Source organism: Ramlibacter sp. (genome assembly GCF_029866045.1).
Lineage (GTDB): Bacteria > Pseudomonadota > Gammaproteobacteria > Burkholderiales > Burkholderiaceae_C > Ramlibacter.
In genome coordinates this window covers 17,607-38,032 of record NZ_JARXAB010000122.1, presented here as the reverse complement: position 1 = coordinate 38,032, position 20,426 = coordinate 17,607, and the positions used below count along the sequence as shown (strand labels likewise).

Annotated in this window: 18 protein-coding genes; 12 read left to right on the top strand and 6 right to left on the bottom strand. The window is 63.7% G+C overall.

Annotated elements, in window-relative coordinates; all coding sequences use genetic code 11:
* The 4 genes from QE494_RS13135 to QE494_RS13120 form a co-directional block, all read left to right on the top strand.
* Positions 1–438, top strand: a 438-nt coding sequence (locus QE494_RS13135) for an ATP-binding cassette domain-containing protein (RefSeq protein WP_300043903.1), incomplete at its 5' end; no start/stop codon positions are given.
* Positions 435–1,181: an ABC transporter ATP-binding protein gene (locus tag QE494_RS13130; RefSeq protein WP_300043902.1), complete on the top strand. Its 747-nt coding sequence runs from the start codon at positions 435–437 to the stop codon at positions 1,179–1,181. The genes QE494_RS13135 and QE494_RS13130, both read left to right, overlap by 4 nt.
* Before the next feature lie 135 nt (positions 1,182–1,316).
* Positions 1,317–2,276 carry a dihydrodipicolinate synthase family protein gene (locus tag QE494_RS13125; protein WP_300043901.1) on the top strand — a complete coding sequence of 320 codons (960 nt, stop codon included), beginning with the start codon at positions 1,317–1,319 and terminating at the stop codon, positions 2,274–2,276.
* Positions 2,277–2,313: 37 nt separating this feature from the next.
* On the top strand, positions 2,314–3,273 hold the full coding sequence (locus QE494_RS13120; protein ID WP_300043899.1) for a tripartite tricarboxylate transporter substrate binding protein: 960 nt from the start codon (positions 2,314–2,316) through the stop codon (positions 3,271–3,273).
* Positions 3,274–3,300: 27 nt separating this feature from the next.
* On the opposite strand, the gene QE494_RS13115 is transcribed toward QE494_RS13120, so the two are convergent.
* Both QE494_RS13115 and QE494_RS13110 read right to left on the bottom strand, forming a co-directional pair.
* Positions 3,301–4,362: an alcohol dehydrogenase catalytic domain-containing protein gene (locus QE494_RS13115; protein ID WP_300043897.1), complete on the bottom strand. Its 1,062-nt coding sequence runs from the start codon at positions 4,360–4,362 to the stop codon at positions 3,301–3,303.
* Positions 4,363–4,450: 88 nt separating this feature from the next.
* Entirely contained in the window at positions 4,451–5,362 is a 912-nt protein-coding gene (locus QE494_RS13110) for an LLM class flavin-dependent oxidoreductase (RefSeq protein ID WP_300043896.1), read from the bottom strand.
* Between the two features lie 292 nt (positions 5,363–5,654).
* Here QE494_RS13110 and QE494_RS13105 point away from each other — a divergent pair, with 292 nt between their 5' ends.
* From QE494_RS13105 to QE494_RS13095, 3 genes are all read left to right on the top strand, one after another.
* Complete coding sequence (locus tag QE494_RS13105; RefSeq protein WP_300043894.1) at positions 5,655–7,364, top strand: FAD-dependent oxidoreductase; 1,710 nt, start codon at positions 5,655–5,657, stop codon at positions 7,362–7,364.
* Positions 7,365–7,441: 77 nt separating this feature from the next.
* The gene (locus QE494_RS13100) at positions 7,442–8,434 is read left to right on the top strand and encodes a tripartite tricarboxylate transporter substrate binding protein (RefSeq protein ID WP_300043893.1); all 993 of its coding nucleotides are present in this window, start codon (positions 7,442–7,444) and stop codon (positions 8,432–8,434) included.
* Between the two features lie 45 nt (positions 8,435–8,479).
* Entirely contained in the window at positions 8,480–10,207 is a 1,728-nt protein-coding gene (locus QE494_RS13095) for an FAD-dependent oxidoreductase (RefSeq protein WP_300043892.1), read from the top strand.
* A 29-nt stretch (positions 10,208–10,236) separates the two neighbouring features.
* Here QE494_RS13095 and dgoD read toward each other — a convergent pair whose 3' ends face one another.
* Positions 10,237–11,385: a galactonate dehydratase gene (gene dgoD / locus QE494_RS13090; RefSeq protein ID WP_300043890.1), complete on the bottom strand. Its 1,149-nt coding sequence runs from the start codon at positions 11,383–11,385 to the stop codon at positions 10,237–10,239.
* A gap of 33 nt (positions 11,386–11,418) precedes the next feature.
* Positions 11,419–12,330: a LysR family transcriptional regulator gene (locus QE494_RS13085; RefSeq protein ID WP_300043889.1), complete on the bottom strand. Its 912-nt coding sequence runs from the start codon at positions 12,328–12,330 to the stop codon at positions 11,419–11,421.
* Positions 12,331–12,434: 104 nt separating this feature from the next.
* Between QE494_RS13085 and QE494_RS13080 the strand changes: the two genes are divergently transcribed.
* The 3 genes from QE494_RS13080 to QE494_RS13070 are packed head-to-tail and all read left to right on the top strand — an operon-like array spanning position 12,435 to position 16,624.
* Complete coding sequence (locus QE494_RS13080) at positions 12,435–13,886, top strand: sulfatase-like hydrolase/transferase (protein WP_300043887.1); 1,452 nt, start codon at positions 12,435–12,437, stop codon at positions 13,884–13,886.
* Positions 13,887–13,921: 35 nt separating this feature from the next.
* Positions 13,922–14,896 carry a tripartite tricarboxylate transporter substrate binding protein gene (locus tag QE494_RS13075; protein ID WP_300043886.1) on the top strand — a complete coding sequence of 325 codons (975 nt, stop codon included), beginning with the start codon at positions 13,922–13,924 and terminating at the stop codon, positions 14,894–14,896.
* A 51-nt stretch (positions 14,897–14,947) separates the two neighbouring features.
* Positions 14,948–16,624, top strand: a complete 1,677-nt coding sequence (locus QE494_RS13070) for an alkaline phosphatase (protein WP_300043885.1) — start codon at positions 14,948–14,950, stop codon at positions 16,622–16,624.
* 220 nt (positions 16,625–16,844) lie between these two features.
* Here the strand turns inward: QE494_RS13070 and QE494_RS13065 are convergent, their stop codons facing one another.
* Complete coding sequence (locus tag QE494_RS13065) at positions 16,845–16,997, bottom strand: hypothetical protein (protein ID WP_300043884.1); 153 nt, start codon at positions 16,995–16,997, stop codon at positions 16,845–16,847.
* 105 nt (positions 16,998–17,102) lie between these two features.
* Between QE494_RS13065 and QE494_RS13060 the strand changes: the two genes are divergently transcribed.
* Together QE494_RS13060 and QE494_RS13055 are read left to right on the top strand one after the other, a co-directional pair.
* Entirely contained in the window at positions 17,103–18,356 is a 1,254-nt protein-coding gene (locus QE494_RS13060) for a tetratricopeptide repeat protein (RefSeq protein ID WP_300043882.1), read from the top strand.
* Positions 18,353–19,555: a HupE/UreJ family protein gene (locus QE494_RS13055; RefSeq protein WP_300043881.1), complete on the top strand. Its 1,203-nt coding sequence runs from the start codon at positions 18,353–18,355 to the stop codon at positions 19,553–19,555. Before QE494_RS13060 ends, QE494_RS13055 begins: the two co-directional genes overlap by 4 nt.
* Before the next feature lie 143 nt (positions 19,556–19,698).
* On the opposite strand, the gene QE494_RS13050 is transcribed toward QE494_RS13055, so the two are convergent.
* Positions 19,699–20,421 carry a metal ABC transporter permease gene (locus QE494_RS13050; protein WP_300043879.1) on the bottom strand — a complete coding sequence of 241 codons (723 nt, stop codon included), beginning with the start codon at positions 20,419–20,421 and terminating at the stop codon, positions 19,699–19,701.
* Positions 20,422–20,426 lie beyond the last annotated feature (5 nt).

Below are 20,426 nucleotides of genomic sequence, written 5' to 3'. Positions count from 1 at the left end.
GTCCAGGGGCGGCTTCGGACCTCATTCCAGTTCTTGCGGTCGGCGGCCGCCGACCGCGCGCTCACCGAACCAGCGCAAGCCGCCCTGGCGCAGGTGGGGCTGTCCCACCGCGCGGGCGAGCGCGTCGAGACCCTGTCGCATGGCGAAAAGCGGCAGCTGGAAATCGCCATCGCCCTGGCCCTCGAGCCCCAGGTGCTGCTGCTCGATGAGCCCATGGCAGGCATGGGCGAGGACGAAACCCGCAAGATGGTCGAACTGCTGCAGGGCCTCAAGCATCGCTACACCATTCTTCTGGTCGAGCACGACATGCACGCAGTGTTCGCTCTGGCCGATCGCATCTCGGTGCTTACCGCCGGCCATGTGCTGGCCAGCGACACGCCCGACGCGATCCGCAACAACCCCGCGGTGCAACAGGCCTACCTAGGGGGTGACCTGTGAGCCAGGCCACGCCCGTCGTCCAGGCCGGCGGAGAAGCCCCCGCCTTCTTGGAGGTGCGCCATCTCTCGGCCGGCTACGACAGCGCCAGCCAGGTGCTGTTCGACCTGTCCTTCACCATCCGCGCGCACCAGGTCACCACCTTGCTGGGTCGCAATGGCATGGGCAAGACGACCACCATTCGCTGTTTGATGGGGTTGTTGCGTGCGCGCCAGGGGGAAATTCTTCTCGGCGGGCGGCACCTCGAGCACGCCCCCGCCCATGTGGTGGCCCGCTGCGGCCTGGGCCTGGTGCCCGAGGGGCGGCAGGTGTTTCCGCGCCTCAGTGTCGAAGAAAACCTGCTGGTGGCCGCTCGCACCGACTACGGGAGCCACTGGACGCTTGAAAGCGTGTACGCCCTCTTTCCTCGCCTGCAAGAGCGCAGGCTGCAGGGCAGCGCCACCCTCTCAGGCGGCGAGCAGCAGATGCTGGCCATCGGCCGCGCGCTCATGACCAACCCTCAGTTGCTGATACTGGACGAGGCCACCGAGGGACTCGCTCCCCTGATTCGCCAGCAAATCTGGAAGGCCCTGACCGCGCTGAAGCAGCAGGGCCTGTCCATCCTCATCGTCGACAAAAACCTCGACGCGCTTCAAACCTTTGCCGACCAGCACCTCGTTCTGGAGAAGGGCCGTCTGGTCTGGTCTGGCGATGCGCAGGCCTTCATGCAGCAGCGGCAAGAGGTTCAGCGCTACATCGGTTTGTGAGCGCTGCCCGGCGCACGCGGCGTGGCCATTTGCTCAATAACCTAAGATGGCGCTGGCCCAAGCCCTGCGCGACATGCTGGGCCCTGGGGCAGACCTGGCGCCCCTGAGGTCAGTCAATAACAACAAGGAGACACCATGCCAAACACCCGCATCGACCCCCGTGAAATACGGGGCTTGATCTCAGCGACCGTCACCCCGTTTGACGACCAGGGGCAAATTGACTTCCCATCCCTCAGGCAGCACCTGGATCGGGTTGCCTCCACCCCAGGTCTCTATGGCGTGTGCGTGAGCGGCCATGCCGGGGAGGTTCTGGCCCTCACTTCCGAGGAAAACGCCCAGGTCATCAAGGCGGCCCGGGAGCTGGTCCCGCGCTCGAAGAAGCTGGTGGCCGGGATTCATGGTCAGTCTATCGCGGCCCTGGTGCGAGAGGGTCTGATCGCCAAGGAGGCTGGCGCGGACATGCTGCTGGTGCTGCCCCTGTTTGACCACCGCCCCTACCGTCACCTCGCGCATCACCCCGACGCAGTCTATTCGGTCTACGAGCGGCTCGATCGCGAGATTGACCTGCCGATGTTGATTTTTCAGTACCCCGACGCCACCGGCTGCGCCTACTCGGTCGCTGCGCTCGAGCGCATTGCCGACCTGCCCAATGTGGTGGGCGTCAAGGCCTCCTCGGTCACGCCCACCAAATACGCCGAACTCAACGACGCACTGAGCGACCGGCTGGCCATTTTGGCCGCCTGCGATGCGCCCGCGCTGCTTGGCATGCTGATGCACAACGCGCCGGGCGCCCTGCTGGGAATCAGCGTGGCCGGTACCGACAAATGGGTCGAACTGATTCGCGAAGCCACCACCGGTTCGGCCGACAAGGCCAAGGCCTTGCACAACGAGTTCGCCGTGCCCCTGATGAATGCTGTGTACGAGTACCAGCTCCAGCGCACACCCTTTAGCACCACCAGCGCCAATAAAGAGGCCCTGGTGCAACTCGGCGAGATCAAGTCGTCGTGGGTACGCCCGCCGGCCTTGTCGATCAACGCCGCGCGCAAGCAGGAGATTCGCGCAGGCCTGCAACGCGCTGGCCTCCTCGCACGCTGACCTCCTTCGACTGACCGAACCATCCGGAGATAACCCCATGAACCGTCTGCTGCAATTTCTTGCCTTGTGTGTGCTCTCGTCTAGCCTGTGGGCGCAAAGCTATCCCAACAAGCCGGTCAAGCTGATCGTCCCGTTCCCGGCCGGCGGCCCGGGCGACATCGTGGCCCGCATCATCAACACCAAGCTGGGAGCCAACCTGGGGCAGCCGGTGGTGATCGAGAACAAGGTCGGCGCCAGCGCCATCTTGGGGGCGGAGTTGGTGTCCAAGGCTGCGCCTGACGGCTACACCCTGCTGGTGGCGAACCTGCCGGTGCTCTCCATCAACCAGTTGGAGTTCAAGGAATTGCCCTATTCCGCGGAGAAAGACCTGGTGCCGGTGGCCATGGTGTCCGTGCAGCCCTATGTGATCGCGATCAAGAACGCGATCCCCGCCAACAACTTGCCCGAGTTCATTGCCCTGGCCAAGAAGGACCCTGGCAAGTACACCTATGGCGCGCAGTCAAGCTCTATCTACCTGGCTACAGAGTTGTTCGGTAACCGCACGGGCATCAAGATGACCCATGTGCCCTACAAGGGTACGGCGCCTGCGATGAATGACCTGATGGGAGGGCATATCGACTTCCTTCTGGGCAGCATCAGCGCCATGGTGCCCGTGCTCAATTCGGGCAAGGTGCGCCCCTTGACCGTCACCGCCACGTCCCGCAGCGACGCTGCCAAAAGCGTTCCCAGCTACACGGAATTCGGGCTCAAGGACATGACCATGACCTCCTGGGTCGTGATCATGGCGCCCGCGGGTACGCCTCAGACCGTGATCGACACGCTCAACGCGGCCATCAACAAGACGGTCGATTCGCCCGACGTCATCAAGAGCCTGATGCAAGACGGCGTCATGCCCCAGACGGGCACCCCCGCTATGGCCGCCGCCTTCATCAAGAAGGAGACCGAGCAGTGGAGGGCCATTGCCAAGCAAGTGGGCATGGTCCCCGGGGGTTTCTAGGCGGAGGGGCTGTCGCCAGCCCAGACCTCACCCTGCAGGCGTCTGCGTATCAAGCACGATGCGCCCGGTGACCTGACCCGCCTCCAGGGCTTGCAGGCTTTCCTCGGCCTGGGCCAGCGGGCGGACCTGAACCGCCGGCAGGGTCAGTCGGCCCGAGCGCACCAGTTCGACCAGTTCACGCATCTGGGCGGTGTTTCCCATGGCCGATCCCATGAGCGCAATCTCGCGCAGGGCCAGGGCCACCAGCGGGAAGGTGCCAGTTCCGCCGATCAGGCCCACCGTCACAAAGCGTCCGCCTTTGCGCAGCCCGGGCACCGCCAGTGCCGAGGTGGACGGCGCGCCGACGAAGTCGATCATCCCGGCGAGGCCACCCTGGGCCATCGCCACCAGTTCCTTGCCTCCGCCGCGCTGCAGGTTTAGCACCTGCTGGGCGCCAGCCGCTCGGGCGGCCTCCAGCTTGCTGTCGTCGATGTCGCAAGCAATCACTTCGGTGTAGCCGAGTGCCCGCAGGATGGCGATTCCGATCAGGCCCAGCCCGCCGCAGCCGATCACGGCCAGCCAGTGACCGGGCAACGGTGGCCCCAGCTTGGTGACCGCCGAATACGCAGTGACCCCCGAGCAGGCAAGCACCGCAGCGCGTGCCGGATCGATGCCGTCCACATCCACCAAATAGCGCTTGTCGGGCACCATCAAATGGGTGGAAAAGCCACCTGGCCTTGCAATCCCGAGCGACGCCATTCGCTCGCACAGATTGTCCTGACCCTGCAGGCACACCGGACACTTTCCGCAGCCTATCCAGGGGTTCACCAGGTAGGTGGCGCCGACCGGCACACCGCTAACCTCGGAGCCGACTGCCGCGACCACGCCGATGGGCTCGTGCCCGAGGACCACCGGCAGCGGGATGCGGTCAGCCAGCGAGTTCTTCACCCCGCCGCCCATGTCGAAATAGCCTTGCCGCACATGGAGGTCGGAGTGACATACGCCGCAATACGACATGCGTATCAGCACCTCGTTCGGGCCCGGGGCGGGCGTTTCCCGGACGATTTGTTGCAGGGGCTTGCCCCATTCGGTCACGCCATAGCTTTGCATGTCGGTGTCTCCTCGCTTTTACCGGGCTCTGCGGCATCTTATCGAGGCCTGCCGCCCGAGCCGCAAATTGCGGCTTGGTCTCCAAATGTCAGAGCCAGCTGCGCTTGGCCACCCGCTCCAGCGTGTCGATTGCGGCCTTCGAGCTGCCGGGGTCGAGTGGCAACTCCATGATCACCTCGTGAAAGCCCAGCTCCGCGTAGCCGCGCAGGTTGTCGCGGTCCACGCGGCCGGTCTCCGGGTCGGGACCTGGCCCCACCTTGGCCACGAGCCGAAGCTCCTTGAAGTCACGCTGGGCGTCGTCACACGCTGCCCGTAGCTGGGGCAGCAGTTGTCGCAGTTGCTCGATGTCCTGCTTGGCCGGCAGCCAGCCGTCGCAAGACGACGCCACTAGGCGCAGGGCCAGGGGGCTGAAGCCCCCCCACAGAAATTCGACTGGCGCCGGGGCGATGGGCTTCATCTCGAAGTGCTTGTCCACCGGCTGGTCGTCGTCGCCCCGCACGGTGTAGGTCTTGCCGCCGCGCGTGATCAACTCCCGGATCTCCGCCAGCGCCAACTTGGCGCGCGTGGCCCGCTTTTCGAAAGGCAGCCCCACCACGTCGTACTCGTCGCGCAGCCAGCCAGTGCCCACCCCGATCGAGATCGGCCGCCGGGTCAGCCAGGACATGCTGGCGATATGCTTGGCGATCAGCACTGGGTGGCGCAGGGTGAGGATCAGGACGCTGGTGCCAAAGTGCGTGCCGGGCATCTGCGCCGACAGCCAGGTGAGCAAAAGCAGCGGATCGACCCAGGGCGTGGTGGCGTCAAAAGGGCGTTGGCCATCGTGGGTATGCGGGTAGACCGATTTGCTCGCCGCGGGCAGCAGCAGGTGGTCGCCCACCCAGATCGAGCGGTAGCCCATCTCGGCGGCCGCGGTGCACACCCGCAGCATGTCGGCCGGTGGCAGTGTCTCGTGGCACATCGGCAGGCGGACGCCCACGGGGATGGGAGGCTGGGTGTTCATGGCGGCTCCTGGAAAGTCAGCACAGGCTGAAACGGCGGGACGCAGGCCGCTGGCAAGGGCCACTATCGGCTAGTATGCATCATGCATCATAGACAATATTAATAAAAAGTAGTCAAAAGCCAATGTGTTCGTGTTGGTCGCTCATTCGAGCCGTTGATGCGCCGCATTCGAATTCCCCATTAGACGCACTGTGCGCAACGCCGTACGCTGTTTGGCGAGTTAAAGGACTGACCTCGCTCGGGAAAGCCCAGGCAGGCCAGCCCTCACCGCCACCCTTGAAGGGACTAGTCACTTGGTTGAACAAACTCAGCAAGCCTGGGACGAAGAGTGCGACGTGCTGGTATTCGGCAGCGGCGGCGGCGGCATGTCTGCTGCCCTGTTCGCGGCGCGCGCGGGCCTGCAGGTCATGGTCTGCGAAAAGCGGAAGTACCTGGGCGGCACCACCGCCACCTCGGGCGGCGGCATCTGGGTGCCAGGAACCCCCGGGGGTCTGGCCGCTGGCGACACCATCGAGCGTGCGCGGGAATACCTCCGCTGGGAGCTGGGTGACCACTACCGCTCCGACATCATCGATGCCTTCCTGGCCCAGGGCGCTGGCATCGTCGAGACGCTCAACACGCAAACCGATGTGAAGTTTGAGCTCTCGAGTTGGCCCGACTACCACTCTGACGAGCCCGGCGGCGCCAAGAAGGGACGCACGCTGTTCCCGGCGCCGTTTGACGGCAAGCGCTTGGGCCGCGACTTTGCTTTGCTGCAGCCGCCCATGCACCGCATCATGGTGCTCGGCGGGCTCATGCTCGGTCCCGACGAGGTGCCAGACTTCCTGCGCCCGCTGTCATCGGTCCGTGCATTCAAACGGGTGTTCGCCAAGCTGGCGCGTTACGCCTTGGACTGGCTTCGCTTCGGTCGCGGCACCGACCTGCGATCTGGCAACGCCATGATCGCCAGCATGATGTACAGCATGCCGCGCGATCGGGTTTCTCTGCGCACCCAGCATGCGCTAGTCGAGCTACTCAAGGAAAACGGGCGCGTTGTGGGCGCCGTGGTGCAGGGCAGCGCCGGAACCCGCCGCATCCGCGCGCGCCGCGCGGTGGTGCTGGCCACCGGCGGCTTTCCGCATGACAAAGACATGCTGCGCACCTACGGCCCGAAGTTCCCGCACAAGCAAAGCCTGGGCTGCGAGGCCAATGTGGGCGAGGGCATCAAGTCTGCACTGGCCGTGGGCGCCGCGATGGACACCGACTTGAATAGCGTGGCCAACTGGACGCCGGCCTCCGTCATGCGAGACCGCCAGGGCCGTGAGATACCGGTCATCTACGGCTATCTGGACCGCGGACGCCCCGGCGTCATTGCGGTGGACGCCAAGGGCCGGCGCTTTGTCAACGAATCAAGCTCGTACCATGACATCGTGTCTGCGATGTTCAAGCACAGTGGCGGCGAGGGTACGTTCCACTTTGTCTGCGACCTGGCCTTTGCGCGCCGGCACGGCCTGGGCGCGGTTCGCCCCTGGCCCTGGACCCGCTCGCTGTCGTCCTTCGTCCGCTCGGGCTATCTGACCATGGCCTCCAGCCTGCCCGAGCTCGCCCGCGCCATTGGCGCCGACGAGGCGACGTTGACGGAGACGGTGCAACGCCACAACGCCAACTGCAAGACCGGTGTCGACGTCGACTTCGGCCGCGGCGCAACCGCCTACAACCGGATGTTCGGCCACGTGACCGGCCAGCCCAATCCCAACCTGGCCCCGATCGGGGCACCGCCGTATTTGGCGCTGCGCATTCATGCGGCTTCTTTGGGAACGACCATCGGCCTCAAGACCACCGCCGACGCGCAGGTGGTGGGCGTCGATGGGCAGCCGATCGACGGCCTCTATGCCTGTGGCAATGACCTGGCCGCCGCCTTCCGTGGCCGCTACCCCGGCGGTGGCACGACGCTGGGGCCCGCCGTGGTCTTCGGCGCGCTGGCTGCCCAGCACATTACCAAATTAACCCGACCCGCCGATTGACGCGCACACGATTCAACGAAGTTTCATAGAAGCAGACAACTGCCGCCAACCCATCCACCCGTACGAGGAGACACACCATGACCCACCTGTTCAACCTTCGCCGCACCCTCACGCGCGGCCTGTTTGCTGCCGCAGCGGTTTGCTGCCTGCCCGCCAGCGCCTGGGCGCAGGAGTGGCCCACCCGCCCGGTCAAGATCGTGATCGGCCTGGCCGCTGGCTCGGCCGGCGACACCGTGGCGCGTTCCATGGCGCCGCATCTGGAGGCTTTGTGGAGGCAGCCGGTGATCGTCGAAAACCGTCCGGGCGCCAATATGGTGATTGCCACCGAATATGTGGCGCGGGCGACCGACAACCACACCCTGATCCTGGGCACGCTGAGCAGCCTGCTGCCCAAGTACACGACCAAGAACCTGCGCTTTGACCCGGTGACTGACCTGGTGCCGATCTACCGCGTCATCAACTACCAGTTGGTCATCGCTACCAACGCCAAGACGGCGCAGAGGGCCAAGACGCTCAAAGAAGTGGCCACCCTCAGCGAGGCCAACCCGCTGTTCTTGTCTGGCACGGGTCGTACCTCCATCTTCAACCTGGCGATGGCGCTGGTGAACCAGACCGTCAATGTGAAGTACTCCGAGATCGACTACGGCAGCGTGCCGGCGATGAACCTGGCGCTGATGCGCAACGACACGCAGCTGATGGTCAACACCCCGGGCTCGATCAAGGGCCAGCTCGACTCCGGAGAACTGGTCGCCCTGGCGGTGATCAACGCCGAGCGCTACCCGAACCTGCCCAATGTGCCCTCGCTGCGCGAGGTCGGTGGCTACACCGGCTTCATCCCGACCTCGTGGGCTGGCTTCTTCGGCCCCAAGGGCCTGCCGACTCCCATCGTTGACCGTATCGGCCGTGATGTTCTGACCGTGCTGTCCGATGCCGAATTCAAGAAGCAGCTGGAAACCCGGGTCACCGGCACCGTGCTGCGCTCCTCGCCTGCTGAATTTGCACGCGAGTACCAGGAAGAGGCGCGTGTCTGGCAGCGTCTGTTCAACACCCTCAACCTCATGCCGGAGTGAGCGGGGCCACCCCGAGGCGCGCAGCGTGAGTTTTCTGGGACGGTGATGCTTGGCAACAGCGAAGAGCGGCATGGCGAAGAGCCGTGGGACGAAGAGCGTGACCTGATCGTGCTGGGTAGCGGCTGCGCGGGCATGGCCGCGGCTCTTTTTGCCTCGAAGAAATCACTCGACGTGCTGCTGTGCGAGAAGTCCTCGCACTTGGGCGGCACGACGGCCAGCTCGGGCGGCGTGCTCTGGATTCCCTGCTCGGACGAGGCACGCAGTGCCGGTGTCCAGGATTCTCCCGAAGAGGCCGCCCGTTACCTGCGTAGCATGCTCGGCGAGCATTTCCGTGAAGACATCGCTGCGGCCTACCTGCAAAGCGCCCCGGCGGCTGCTGCAGCCATACAGCAGGACACCGAGGTCCGCCTCAAGCTAATGACCACCATGGGCGACTACGAGGCCTCCCTGCCTGGAGGGATGGCCATTGGTCGCTCGCTCGAGCCTGTTCGCTTTGACGGGCGACGTCTCGGCGCGGACTTCGAACTCGTGCGTCCGCCCATCGCGCAACTGATGCTCCTGGGTGGCTTGTATGTCGACAAGCGCCGGGTCGACGAGTTTCTCAATCCCTTCGCTTCCTGGGGTAACTTTGCAGGTACCTTGCGCACGCTGGTGCGCTATGCCTTCGACCGGCTTCGTTACAGCCGCGGGACCGATGTCGGCGCGGGCAATGCGCTCATTGCGTCCATGCTGCTCAGTTTTCGGAGGCGCAAGATTGCCTTCTGGCTGGACTCGCCGATGGTCGAACTGATTGGCGATGCCAAACAGGGCGTGCAGGGCGCTGTGATTCGCCGTAACGGCCGCCTGCTGCGTGTGCGGGCGCGGCGCGGCGTGGTGCTGGCTACCGGAGGCTTCCCACGCAACCCCGATCTGCTCAAGGAACTGGCCCCGAAATTCCCGCATGACCAGACCGTGTCGTTTCAAGGCAATGTGGGCGACGCCATGGTGCAGGCAAGGCGCCTGGGCGCAGTGGCCGACAACGCCATGTGCGGACCCTGCTTATGGACACCGACTTCCAAGCTCCATCAGCCCGATGGCACCGCGCGCACCGTTCTCTACGGCTACCTTGACCGAGGCCGGCCAGGGATGATTGCGGTCGACGCCCGGGGCAATCGCTTCGTCAACGAGTCGAACTCGTACCACCACATAGTCGCTGGCATGTTCGATCGCGGGGTCGACGCAGACAGCCGCTTTTATCAAGTGTGCGACCGCCGCTTCCTCTGGCGCCGCGGGCTGGGCATGATCCGCCCCTTCCAGCCCTCGCTGCGCCGTCACCTGCGCAATGGCTACATCGTCTCCGGCCGCACCATCGCCGAATTGGCTGAACGCATTGGCATCGAGCCCCAGGCCCTCGAACGCACCGTGGCGCGCCACAACGAGTTTTGCCGCACCGGCGTTGACCTGGACTACGCCAAAGGCGAGGACCCCTACAACTGGCAGTTCGGTGACCCCTCAGTGGCCAGCCCGAACCCGAACCTGGCGCCGATCCAGCACGGCCCCTTCTTTGCGCTGCGCATCTACCCGGCGAGTTTGGGCACTGCCATGGGCATCCAGGCCAGCGCCGACGCGCAGGTGCTGGACGGCAGCGGCGCTGCCATCCCCGGCTTGTACGCCTGCGGCAACGACATGGCCTCCGTGTTTCGTGGCTACTACCCCGGGGGCGGGGCCACGCTGGGGCCGGGGCTGGTGTTTGCGTACCGGGCGATCGAGCACATCGCGGCCAGCGAGTCCTGAGCTCTCGAGCGCACTCGCTGGGCCTTTACTCACCACTCCGCCACGCTGCCGTCCCGGTGTCTCCACACCGGGTTGCGCCAGTCCGGCGCATTGCGGCTGGCAGCTTGCACACGTTCTTCGTTAACCAGCACGCCCAGGCCCGGCCGCGTGTTGGCGGCGACAAAGCCGTCCTGCACGCGGAAATCCTCCGGGTTGAGGACGTAGTCCAGAAGATCAGCGCCCTGGTTGTAGTGGATGCCCATGCTTTGCTCCTGGAACACCGCGTTTTGCGACACCATGTCGACCTGCAGGCAGGCGGCCAGGGCGATGGGGCCCAGCGGGCAGTGCGGTGCCAGGGCCACGTCGTAGGCCTCGGCCATGGCGGCAATGCGCACGCATTCGGTGATGCCGCCGGCGTGTGAGACGTCGGGCTGCAGGATCGCAATGCCACCGGCCTCAAACACGCGCTTGAACTCGAAGCGCGAAAACATGCGCTCGCCAGCCGCCAGGGGGATAGAGGTGGCCTCAGCCAGCGGCTTGTAGTACTCGCATTGTTCGGCCAGGACCGGCTCCTCCACGAACAAAGGCCGTAGCGGCTCGAGTTCGCGCAGCAGCACCTTGGCCATGGGCATGGACACGCGCCCATGAAAATCAATGCCGAAGTCGATGGTGTTGCCAAAGGTCGAGCGGATCAGCGCGAACTTTTCGAGTGCGCGGTCGACAGCCGCATGCGTGTCGACCATCGCAAATTCTTCGGTGCCATTCATCTTGACCGTGTCGAAGCCCATGGCGCGTGCCTTGTGGATGCCTTCAACAATTTCAGCGGGGCGGTCACCGCCCACCCAGCAATAGGTCTTCATTCGGTCCCGCAAGCGTCCGCCTAGAAGCTCGTACACGGGTTTGCCCATAGATTTGCCCAGGATGTCCCAAAGGGCCTGGTCGACGCCGGCTATGGCAGACATCTGGACTCCGCCGCCGCGGTAGAACCTGCCTCGGTACATCACCTGCCACAGGTCGTTGATGCGGCATGGGTCTTGCCCGACCAGGTAGTCACTCAGTTCGTGGACGGCCGCCTCCACGGTGCGGACATGGCCTTCGAGCACGGGCTCGCCCCAGCCAGTGATTCCCTCGTCGGTTTCTATTTTGAGGAACATCCAGCGCGGCGCTACGCGGTAGGTGGTGAGTTGGGTGATTTTCATGGGTGGGTCAGTGCTTGGTGTGGTTGGGTTTCTTCAAGGCTTGGCTCGGTACCGTCGGGTGGCAGCAGACCAATCGCGGATCAATTGGGCAACGACATCGGCAGCGCCGGATCCCTTGCGCTGGTTGACCACCGACAGGTAGAAGTTCTGCGACATGGCGGGGTCGACGATCGGACGCGCAGACAGTTGCCCCGGCGTGAGGTCTTCCTGCAAAGACTCGCGCAAAGAGACGGTGTAGCCCCAGCCAGCTGCCACCATTTTCTTGATCAGGTGGACCGAGTGAACTTCCATCGCAACGTTCAGGTTGAGGCCGCGTTCCTTGGCCGCCGCTTCAAGCAGGATGCGTGCGCCGTTGGGCATGGGGGACACGATGAGGGGGAGGGTGGAGAGCTTTTCAAACGAGACACTTCTGCGCCCCAGGCAGTCGTCCTGGCCTGGCCCCACCAGCAGCAGGCGTGAGGTGAACAGGGGCTCCGTCTGGGGCAGTACGTCGTGCCCCCAGTCGGACAGCACGGCCAGGTCGGCCCGGCCGTCTTGAATGAGGTCGACGATCTGGCGTGTGGGGGCCTCGGTGATCTGTAGATTGATCAGCGGATGGTGCTTGGTAATCGCCGGGTACAGGTGCTGGAGCAGGGGCCATGAAATCGATGCCTGCAGCGCCATGCGGACGGTGCCTTGCGGCTGCGAGAGTTCATCGCCAATGACCTGCGGGAGCTGGTCGGCATCTCGCAGCAGGGTTTCTGCATGGTGGACCAAAAGCTTGCCTGCCTCCGTCAAGGTGGCGCCCCGGCCATGCCGCTGGAAGAGGCGATGGCCCAGGTGCAACTCGAGGTGAAGGATGCGCTTGCTGATGGCCGACTGCGAAATGTCCGAGACCTGCGCCGCTCTTGAAAAGCTGCCTGTATTGGCCACCGCCAGAAAAAGCTTGAGCACGTCCAGGGTCATCACTGATTTATTCCTCCAGGGAATAGCTGATTTATTTCTATTCCCCATTCTCTTATCCATTTTGCCTGCCAACAATGGGTGGGAGTCAATCCTCAGGTATGCACATGCCCCGGCCTCTCAATGTTCTGGTGCTAATGTCCGACGAGCACAACCCCAAGTTTCTGGGGTGTGCCGGGCATCCTTTCGTGAAGACGCCCAACCTGGACCGCCTCGCCAAGCGCGGCACCCGTTTCACCCAGGCGTATACCTGTAGCCCGATCTGCGTACCGGCGCGTGCAGCCTTTGCCACCGGGCGCTATGTTCATGAAATCGGGTTTTGGGACAACGCAGACGCCTACGACGGCAGCGTTCCGAGTTGGCACCATGTGCTGCGCCAGGCCGGCCATGAGGCGGTGTCGATCGGCAAGCTTCATTTCAGGGGCCTCCCGGGTGACGACCATGGCTTGTCCGAGGAGATCCTGCCCATGCACGTCATCGACGGCACCGGTGACATCAAAGGGCTGGTCCGCACCGACATTCCGGTGCGCAAGGGCGGCGACAAGATGGCCAAGCTGGCCGGGCCAGGCGAGTCCACCTACACGCAATACGACCGAAGCATTGGCGACGCCGCTTGCAACTGGCTAGGCGAACGAGGCAAACAACCCAGCGACAAGCCCTGGGTCTTGTTCGTGTCGATGGTTGCGCCGCACTTCCCGCTGACGGCGCCCACCTTGTGGTTCAACTATTACGCGGCGATGGACCTGCCGATGCCAAAGCTCTATGGCAAAGAGGTCCGACCCCATCACCCCTTCACCGATGAATACGGGCGTGTTGTGGACTACGACACCCACTTTCACAGCCCCGCTGACGTGAAGCGGGCTGTCGCCGGCTACAGCGGGCTGGTCTCCTTCATGGATGAGGAAATGGGCCGGGTGCTCGCCGCTTTGGATGCTTCTGGCATGACGGGCGATACCTTGGTGATCTACACCAGCGACCACGGTGACAACCTCGGGGCGCGGGGCTTGTGGGGAAAGTCGACGATGTACGAGGAGTCCGCCGGTGTGCCCATGATCGTCGTAGGCCCCGGTGTTCGTGCAGGGCATGTGACGGGAGAGCCCGTGAGCCATGTGGACTGCGCTGCCACGATCTTGCAAGCGGCCGGTGCGCCCGCGCTGCCAAAGGCTAGCGGGCAGTCGCTGATTGACCTGGCAAATGGCGCCGCTCCCACCCGGCCGGTACTGTGTGAATACCACGCCATCGGCTCCACCAGTGGCGCCACCATGCTGCGGCACGGGCGGTTCAAGTATTGCCACTTTGTTGGGAACCCGCCTCAGCTCTTTGACCTGATCACAGACCCTGAGGAACTGAACGACCTCGCCGCTGACCCGCTGCACCGAGAGGCACTTGCCGATTGCGAGCGGGCCTTGCGGGCCCTGCTCGACCCCGACGAGGTGGACGACCGCGCCAAGGCGCGCCAGCAGGCCCTGCTTGCTGCGCATGGCGGGCGTGAGGTGGCCCTGGCGCGTGGCGATCTGGGCTTTACACCTGCGCCCGGCACCGAAGCGACCCTCGACTGAATTTTCAAGACCCTCGCGATAACCAAGGAGACAATATGATCAGACGCGATTTCATCGCCTCCGGAGCTGCCCTGTTGGGCGCCACTGTGGTGCCGGGTGCCCAGGCACAAGCCCAGGCCTGGCCCAACCGGCCGATCAAATTCATCGTGCCCTTCATCCCCGGCAGCGCGCCTGATGTGATGGCACGGGGCCTGAGCGAGCGCCTCACGCAGGTGCTGGGTCAGCCCGTGGTCATCGACAATAAAGGCGGCGCAGGCGGCAATATCGGCCTGGAGGCAATCGCCAAGTCCGCGGGTGACGGCTACACCATTGGCTTGGGTACCAGCAGCTTGTCGATCAACCCTGCGCTTTACCGCAAGGTCCCCTACGACCCGGTCAATGACTTCACCCCCGTCAATCTGACTTACGCGCTCCCGCATGCGCTGGTGGTGCAGGCCGATTCGCCTTTGCGGACGGTGGCTGATCTGATTCGGGCCCTGAAGGCGGAGCCAGGCAAGTACAACTACGCATCGGGCGGCAATGGCAGTGGCGCCCACCTGTGTGCAGAAATGTTCAAGCAAATGGCCGGCGTGGACGCGGTGCACGTCCCTTATCGCGGGGCGCCAGAAATCATCACCTCGGTCATGGGCGGTTCGGCGCTGTTCGGATTCCCGACCCTTTCCACCGCGGTGAGCGTGGTCAAGGGCGGCAAGATCCGTGCCCTTGCGGTGACCGGCCCTAAGCGTAACAACGCCCTGCCCACTGTCCCCACCGTGGGCGAGACCGTCCCGGGTTTCGAGGTGGTGTCCTGGTTCGGCATCATCGCCCCGGCCAAGTTCCCGCCGGAGTTGGGTCGTCGAATTGACCAGGAGGTTCAAAAGATCCTGGCAGATCCGGCGTTCCGGGAGCGGGTGCAGTCCGACGGCACCGAGATCGTGGGTATGGGCTACGCGAATTTCCCCGAGTATCTGCGCCAGGACTTGCAGCGATGGAAGCGGTCGGTTGAACTGAGCGGGGCGAAGATCGACTGACCGCTCTCGCGGTGACCCGTAGTGGCTTCAGGCGGGAGTGCTCACTAGGCCGTGGACTTGCGCGGCAAGCCATCCTCGTACAGTGGTCAAAATAAATATACTGACGAGATGAATAAATATTCTCCAAGCAAGAGGTCAAGCACTCCGCTCTCCCGGAGAGACCTGCTCAAGCTCGCCACCACCTCAGCGGCCGGCGCGTCAGGCGTGTGGTGGCCCGGCGCCAGTTGGGCCCAAGCCAGAATCAGCGCCAATCCGTTCACGCTGGGCGTCGCCAGCGGCTCGCCCACGCCAGATGGCGTCGTGCTATGGACTCGCCTTTTGCCCAGCGGGCTTTTTGCTGCCTTGGGGGTAGAAAGCGCCTCCGTGCGCTGGGAAGTTGCGCACGACGACAAATTTCAGCGCATGGTGAAGCAAGGCACCAGCCAAGCCACAGCGCAATTGGCGCATTCAGTGCATGTGGAAGTGACGGGCCTGGAGCCTGATCGGTGGTACTTCTACCGCTTTCATGCTGGCGACTTCACAAGCCAGACCGGTCGCACCCGTACTCTCCCTGCTCCGGGCGCCAAAGTCGATAAGTTGCGCTTGGCCTATGCCAGCTGCCAGCATTGGGAGCACGGGTATTACTCGGCCTACCGCCACTTGGCCCAAGAGCAGCTGGACTTGGTCCTGTTCCTCGGCGACTACATCTATGAGTACCCCGGCACGCCCAATGCCCTGCGCACGGCCAGCGGCAACTGGGTGCAAAGCTTGAGCGACTACCGCCAGCGCTACGCGCTGCACAAAAGCGACGCTGACCTGCAGGCCGCGCACTCGGCCTGCCCATGGCTCTTCACCTGGGACGATCATGAGGTGCAGAACGACTATGCCGGTGAAACCGTGGGCTTTTCCCGTGCCGCTGAACCCAGCACCGATTTCCCCAAACGTCGCGCGGCCGCCTACCAAGCGTGGTACGAGCACATGCCCGTGCGCGCCAGCGTACTCACCAAAGCGCTCGCCGGCCTGGTCGATCGAGCCGCCCAGCCGGCAGAGGTGCGTGTCTACCAGAGCGTGCGCTGGGGGCAATTGGCCAACCTGATGCTACTCGACCCTCGCCAGTACAAAGATCCTGCGGTTTGCAATCAAGCAGACCGTCCGGGTTCCGCTGTGATCGATCCCAAAGCCTGCGCTCCGCTCAACGACCCCGCTCGAAGCATGCTGGGCAAGGCCCAGGAAAATTGGTTGGCCCAGCAACTCAGTGACAAAGGCACCGCCTGGCAGGTGCTCGGCCAAGCCACCTTGATCGGTCCCTTCGCCGCCAGCAACCGAATCTCCAATGATGGTTGGGACGGATATCCCGCCGCTCGCGAGCGCCTTCTGGCCAGCTTGGCCAATAGCAGCGCCAGCAATGTGGTGTTGGGTGGTGATGTCCACGCCAATTGGGTCGGTCACGTTAAGGCCGACTATTCGAAGCCACGCAGCAAAGTGTTGGCCTCGGAGTTTTGTGGCACCAGCATCACGTCCCGACCGACCCCTGCCACGCGTGAAGTGATGGACGCCAGACTGGCCAAAAATCCGCACTATGTTTTTGCAGAAAACGAGAAGCGCGGCTACGGCGTCTGCGAACTGACACCCGCTGGGCTAAAAACGACTCTGCGAGTGGTGGACGATGTCACCAAGAGCGACTCCGGGATCAGCACGCTCGCCAGCTTCGCTGTGCAGATCGGGAAACCGGCTGTCGAGCGCATTTGAGCTCGCGTACGCATTCGCACTGCACAATGCCGATGCGTGGGCATGGGCTACGCCAATTTCCCCGCGTGCTGGCGCAAGGGCCTGCAGAGATGGACGCGGTCGGTTGAACTGAGCGGGCGAACATCGCCTAGTCCCCCGATCGATCCTCAGGCCCAGCGCTTCGGACCTTCGTCCATAAAAAAACCCCCTCGAGAGGGGGTTTTGACCCTGTGCAAGAAGATTACTTCTTGACGCAGGCGGCGTTCTTTTCGTTTTCCTTTTTGGTGCAGTCAACTTTGGTCTCGCCCATCTTGCCGCCGCTATGGCTGCCTGCGAAAGAGGGTGCCGACACGAGCACGAAAGCGGAAGCTATCAGGGTCATCACGAATTTCATGGGGATTTCCTTGAGGTGGGGGGGCTGTCAAAGAAATTATGGGCGAAGTGCCAACGTTTGACAGCACGCACATATATTACCAAGCAATTTAGGCACACTCAAATCATGGAAAAGCCAGAGCTGCCAGCGAATGCGCCCGCCCGACCCACTTGGCTGCTGGGGATCGTTTGGTTTCTGGGGGCTGCAGGCATGGCCGCACCGGCCGCAGCACAAGATAGGTATTTGCCGCCCGCGGCGGCGGTGGTGCTGTCTGCATCGGTGCACGCGCAGGGCGGACAGCAGGCTCAGTTGCGTTCGCTCGATCAGGCCCGCCGTGCGCAGCCCCAAGACCTCAATGCCGCTTTGGCCTATGCCCGCGCCGTGTTCACCTTGGGGCTCACCGAAGGCGATTTGCGCTGGTTCGGCTCGGCCAAAGCGGCGTTGGGTCCCTGGTGGCAGGCGGCAGAATTGCCCGCCGACGGGTACTTTTTGCGCGGCCTGGTCCAGCAGGGTTTTCATGACTTCAAGGCGGGCTTGATCGACATCGATCGGGCCATTGCCCTGGAGCCTCGTCGAGCCGAGTTCTGGTCCTGGCGCTTTGCCCTGCATTTGCTGCAGGCAGATCTGGCGTCCGCCAGGCAAGACAGCGAAGAGATGGCCCGGCTGCTTGGCAAAGAAGAAGCGGATGTTTACCGCGCGGTTTTGCAATACCGCACAGGGCAGCCGCTTCCTGCGGTGCAGATGCTGATGCGGGCGATCCGGTCGCCGAACTACCAGGACGGTTCGTCCCAAGACTGGATCGGATTTCACTTGGGCGAGGCGCACCGCGTGGCCGGGCAGCCTGCGCAGGCCTTGGCCGTGTGGGAGGGTCGTTTGAAGGCCAGTCCGCGGTCGCACCTGCTCAGGCTCTCCATGGCCGACCTGCTCAATCAGCAAGGCCAGTACCGGCAGGCGAAGGCGGTCGCCATGAATCAAGCCGACATGGGCAGCTTGACCGATGCCCTGCTGATGCAGGCCCTGCTGGCGAGCCGCGGCCTGAAAGATGCGGATGAAGCCCGGCTGGCCAGCCAGATGGATGCGCGCTTGCGCGCTCAAGCGCTGCGCCAAGAGGCCCTGATCGAGCGGCCCAAATTGATTTATCAAATTGCCTACGGGCAGGACCTGGCGGCAGGCCTTGCGCTCTCTATCGAGAACTGGCAGCTGCAAAAAGACCCTCCCGACGCAGTGCTGTTTGCACAGGCCGCTCTGGCGCTGGGGCAGGCGCAGGCGGCAGCGCCCGTGGTGGAGTGGGCTGAAAAATCCGGCTACACCGACCCGCAATTGAGCCCGCTCCTGCGGCAACTGCGGGCTCACCCGAGTTGGAAGGGAGGTCGCTCATGAGCGCGCGCTGGCCCTTGACCGCGCGCTGGCCTTTCCGGAGCCGTCTTCTCTCATGGCACCAGGTGGCCCTTGCCTGTGTGGCGCTCGTGAGCCTGCTCTTTGGCAGTCTGGCCTGGGCACACTCGAGCAGCAACAGCTACCTCACCCTCAGCATGCCGTCGCAGCAATTGACGCTGCGCGCGGATTTGCATGTGCGTGACCTGGACCTGCTGTTCGATCTCGACCGCGATCGTGATGGCCAAGTCACATGGGCCGAGACGCAGGCGCGCAGTGCCGAGCTCAGTGCTTGGCTGGCACAAGGAATTTCGCTGGGCGCATCGGGCCAGCGCTGCACCTTGGGCCCGGTCGACTTGAAGGCGAGCCAGCATGCCGACGGTACCTACTTGAGCGCCTTGTGGACGCCGCTGTGTCCTGGCGCGTCGAGCTCCTTGGACGATACCCGCTTGACGCTTCGCTACGACCTGATTTTTTCCCAGGACAACCTGCACCGTGGCTTGCTCAAGGTGGATTTCTCCCGCTACCAGAGCAGTGCTTTGCTGAGCCCCGAAAGACCCGAGGTCGAGATCAGTGCCTCCGATAGCCATCCCTGGCGGGTCTTCGGGCGTTATGTCGTCGAGGGGGTTTGGCACATCTGGATCGGCATCGATCACATCGTTTTTTTGCTCAGCTTGCTGTTGCTGGCGCCCTTGCAACCGTCTCGCCAAAGGGTTGTGCACTGGCAAGCGGCGCCGCAAGCCCGCCCCGTCGTGCTGGACGTGCTGGCAGTCGTCACCGCCTTCACCGTGGCCCACTCCATCACCCTGGGCTTGACCATCACCGGCTGGCTCACACCGCCCGCCGATCTGGTGGAGCCGGCAATTGCTTTGTCGGTGGTGCTGGCCGCCTTGAACAACCTTTTGGGCTTCAGTGCCGTCAAGCGCTGGCGTCTGGCCTTCTTATTCGGCCTGGTACATGGCTTTGGTTTTGCCAGCGTGCTGCTGGACCTGGGACTGCCCGCCAGCGCACTGGTGGCTGCCTTGGGTGGTTTCAATCTGGGAGTTGAGTTGGGGCAGCTGGCGATCGTCGCGGTGTTCTTTCCCCTGGCCTGGATCCTTCGCCAGACACGGTTTTACCGCTGGGTGTTGGTCTCAGGCGGGTCGATGGTCATTGTGGTGCTGGGCCTTTTTTGGACGCTGCAGCGCCTGGGTTGGCTGGGGTAGTTCAGACCGAACGGTTCATCCGCGAATCGCTGCTGCTGCCTAGCATCGTATGCGCTTGCTCAGGTTTCAGACCTTCGCTCAGGGTGCGGGTCGGGGGCGGGTGCGGGGGCCAAGCCAGAGGGCAAATCTCCAGACCCAGACGCTCAGCCCTGCCGACGAAACAGGGCGCAGACTCCAAAAGCAGCCAGTGCCATCACCACCGTGGGCCCGCTCGGTGTGTCGGCCACCCAAGAAAAAAGCAGACCGAGCAGGCAAGAAACTGAGGCTGCCACCATGGCCGCCCAGGGCCTCAACCCTCGCTCGATCCAAAGCGCGGGTGCTATCAGGCTGGCGAAGACAAGAAACAGGCCCAAGGCTGGTACCGCGACACTCGCAATGACAGCAAAGGCGGCATAGAAAAAAACATCATGGGCAAGCCAGCCCTTTCGCCGCAGCGCAAGGACGGCAAGCGCGGCCAGCAAGAGCGCGCCGATGCTGAACGAGTCCACCCAAAGAACGTCCGCAGCCAACAAGTGAAATAGCTTTTCGCGGCCATGTGGGTGCAGGCTTGCGCCCAACAGGGCCATACACGCCCCTGCGACATAGATCAAACCGATCAGCGCTTCTCTTTGCTGGCTCCACTTTCGCGCGACCCAGGCGACACCCAGGCTCACCACCACTGCGCCCAAGGTGGCGGCAAGCTGGTCGACGAGAGGCGAATCAATGTGGAGGGCGAAATTGAGCCAAATCACGGCTGCAGCGGCAGCTTGTGCAACGGCCAGATCGATGAACACGACACCCCGCCTCAGAACCTGGGTTCCCAAGGGTGTGAGCGCCATGATTCCTGCAATCAGCGCAAGGGCGGGGAAGATGAACCAGGTCTCCATCGTGT

Bases quoted from the DNA above. Each gene is read 5' to 3' on its own strand.
- QE494_RS13125 (WP_300043901.1), top strand. From the start codon at position 1,317: ATGCCAAACACCCGCATCGACCCCCGTGAAATACGGGGCTTGATCTCA.
- QE494_RS13120 (WP_300043899.1), top strand. From the start codon at position 2,314: ATGAACCGTCTGCTGCAATTTCTTGCCTTGTGTGTGCTCTCGTCTAGC.
- QE494_RS13115 (WP_300043897.1), bottom strand. From the start codon at position 4,362: ATGCAAAGCTATGGCGTGACCGAATGGGGCAAGCCCCTGCAACAAATC.
- QE494_RS13110 (WP_300043896.1), bottom strand. From the start codon at position 5,362: ATGAACACCCAGCCTCCCATCCCCGTGGGCGTCCGCCTGCCGATGTGC.
- QE494_RS13100 (WP_300043893.1), top strand. From the start codon at position 7,442: ATGACCCACCTGTTCAACCTTCGCCGCACCCTCACGCGCGGCCTGTTT.
- QE494_RS13095 (WP_300043892.1), top strand. From the start codon at position 8,480: ATGCTTGGCAACAGCGAAGAGCGGCATGGCGAAGAGCCGTGGGACGAA.
- dgoD (WP_300043890.1), bottom strand. From the start codon at position 11,385: ATGAAAATCACCCAACTCACCACCTACCGCGTAGCGCCGCGCTGGATG.
- QE494_RS13085 (WP_300043889.1), bottom strand. From the start codon at position 12,330: ATGACCCTGGACGTGCTCAAGCTTTTTCTGGCGGTGGCCAATACAGGC.
- QE494_RS13080 (WP_300043887.1), top strand. From the start codon at position 12,435: ATGCCCCGGCCTCTCAATGTTCTGGTGCTAATGTCCGACGAGCACAAC.
- QE494_RS13075 (WP_300043886.1), top strand. From the start codon at position 13,922: ATGATCAGACGCGATTTCATCGCCTCCGGAGCTGCCCTGTTGGGCGCC.
- QE494_RS13065 (WP_300043884.1), bottom strand. From the start codon at position 16,997: ATGAAATTCGTGATGACCCTGATAGCTTCCGCTTTCGTGCTCGTGTCG.
- QE494_RS13060 (WP_300043882.1), top strand. From the start codon at position 17,103: ATGGAAAAGCCAGAGCTGCCAGCGAATGCGCCCGCCCGACCCACTTGG.
- QE494_RS13055 (WP_300043881.1), top strand. From the start codon at position 18,353: ATGAGCGCGCGCTGGCCCTTGACCGCGCGCTGGCCTTTCCGGAGCCGT.
- QE494_RS13050 (WP_300043879.1), bottom strand. From the start codon at position 20,421: ATGGAGACCTGGTTCATCTTCCCCGCCCTTGCGCTGATTGCAGGAATC.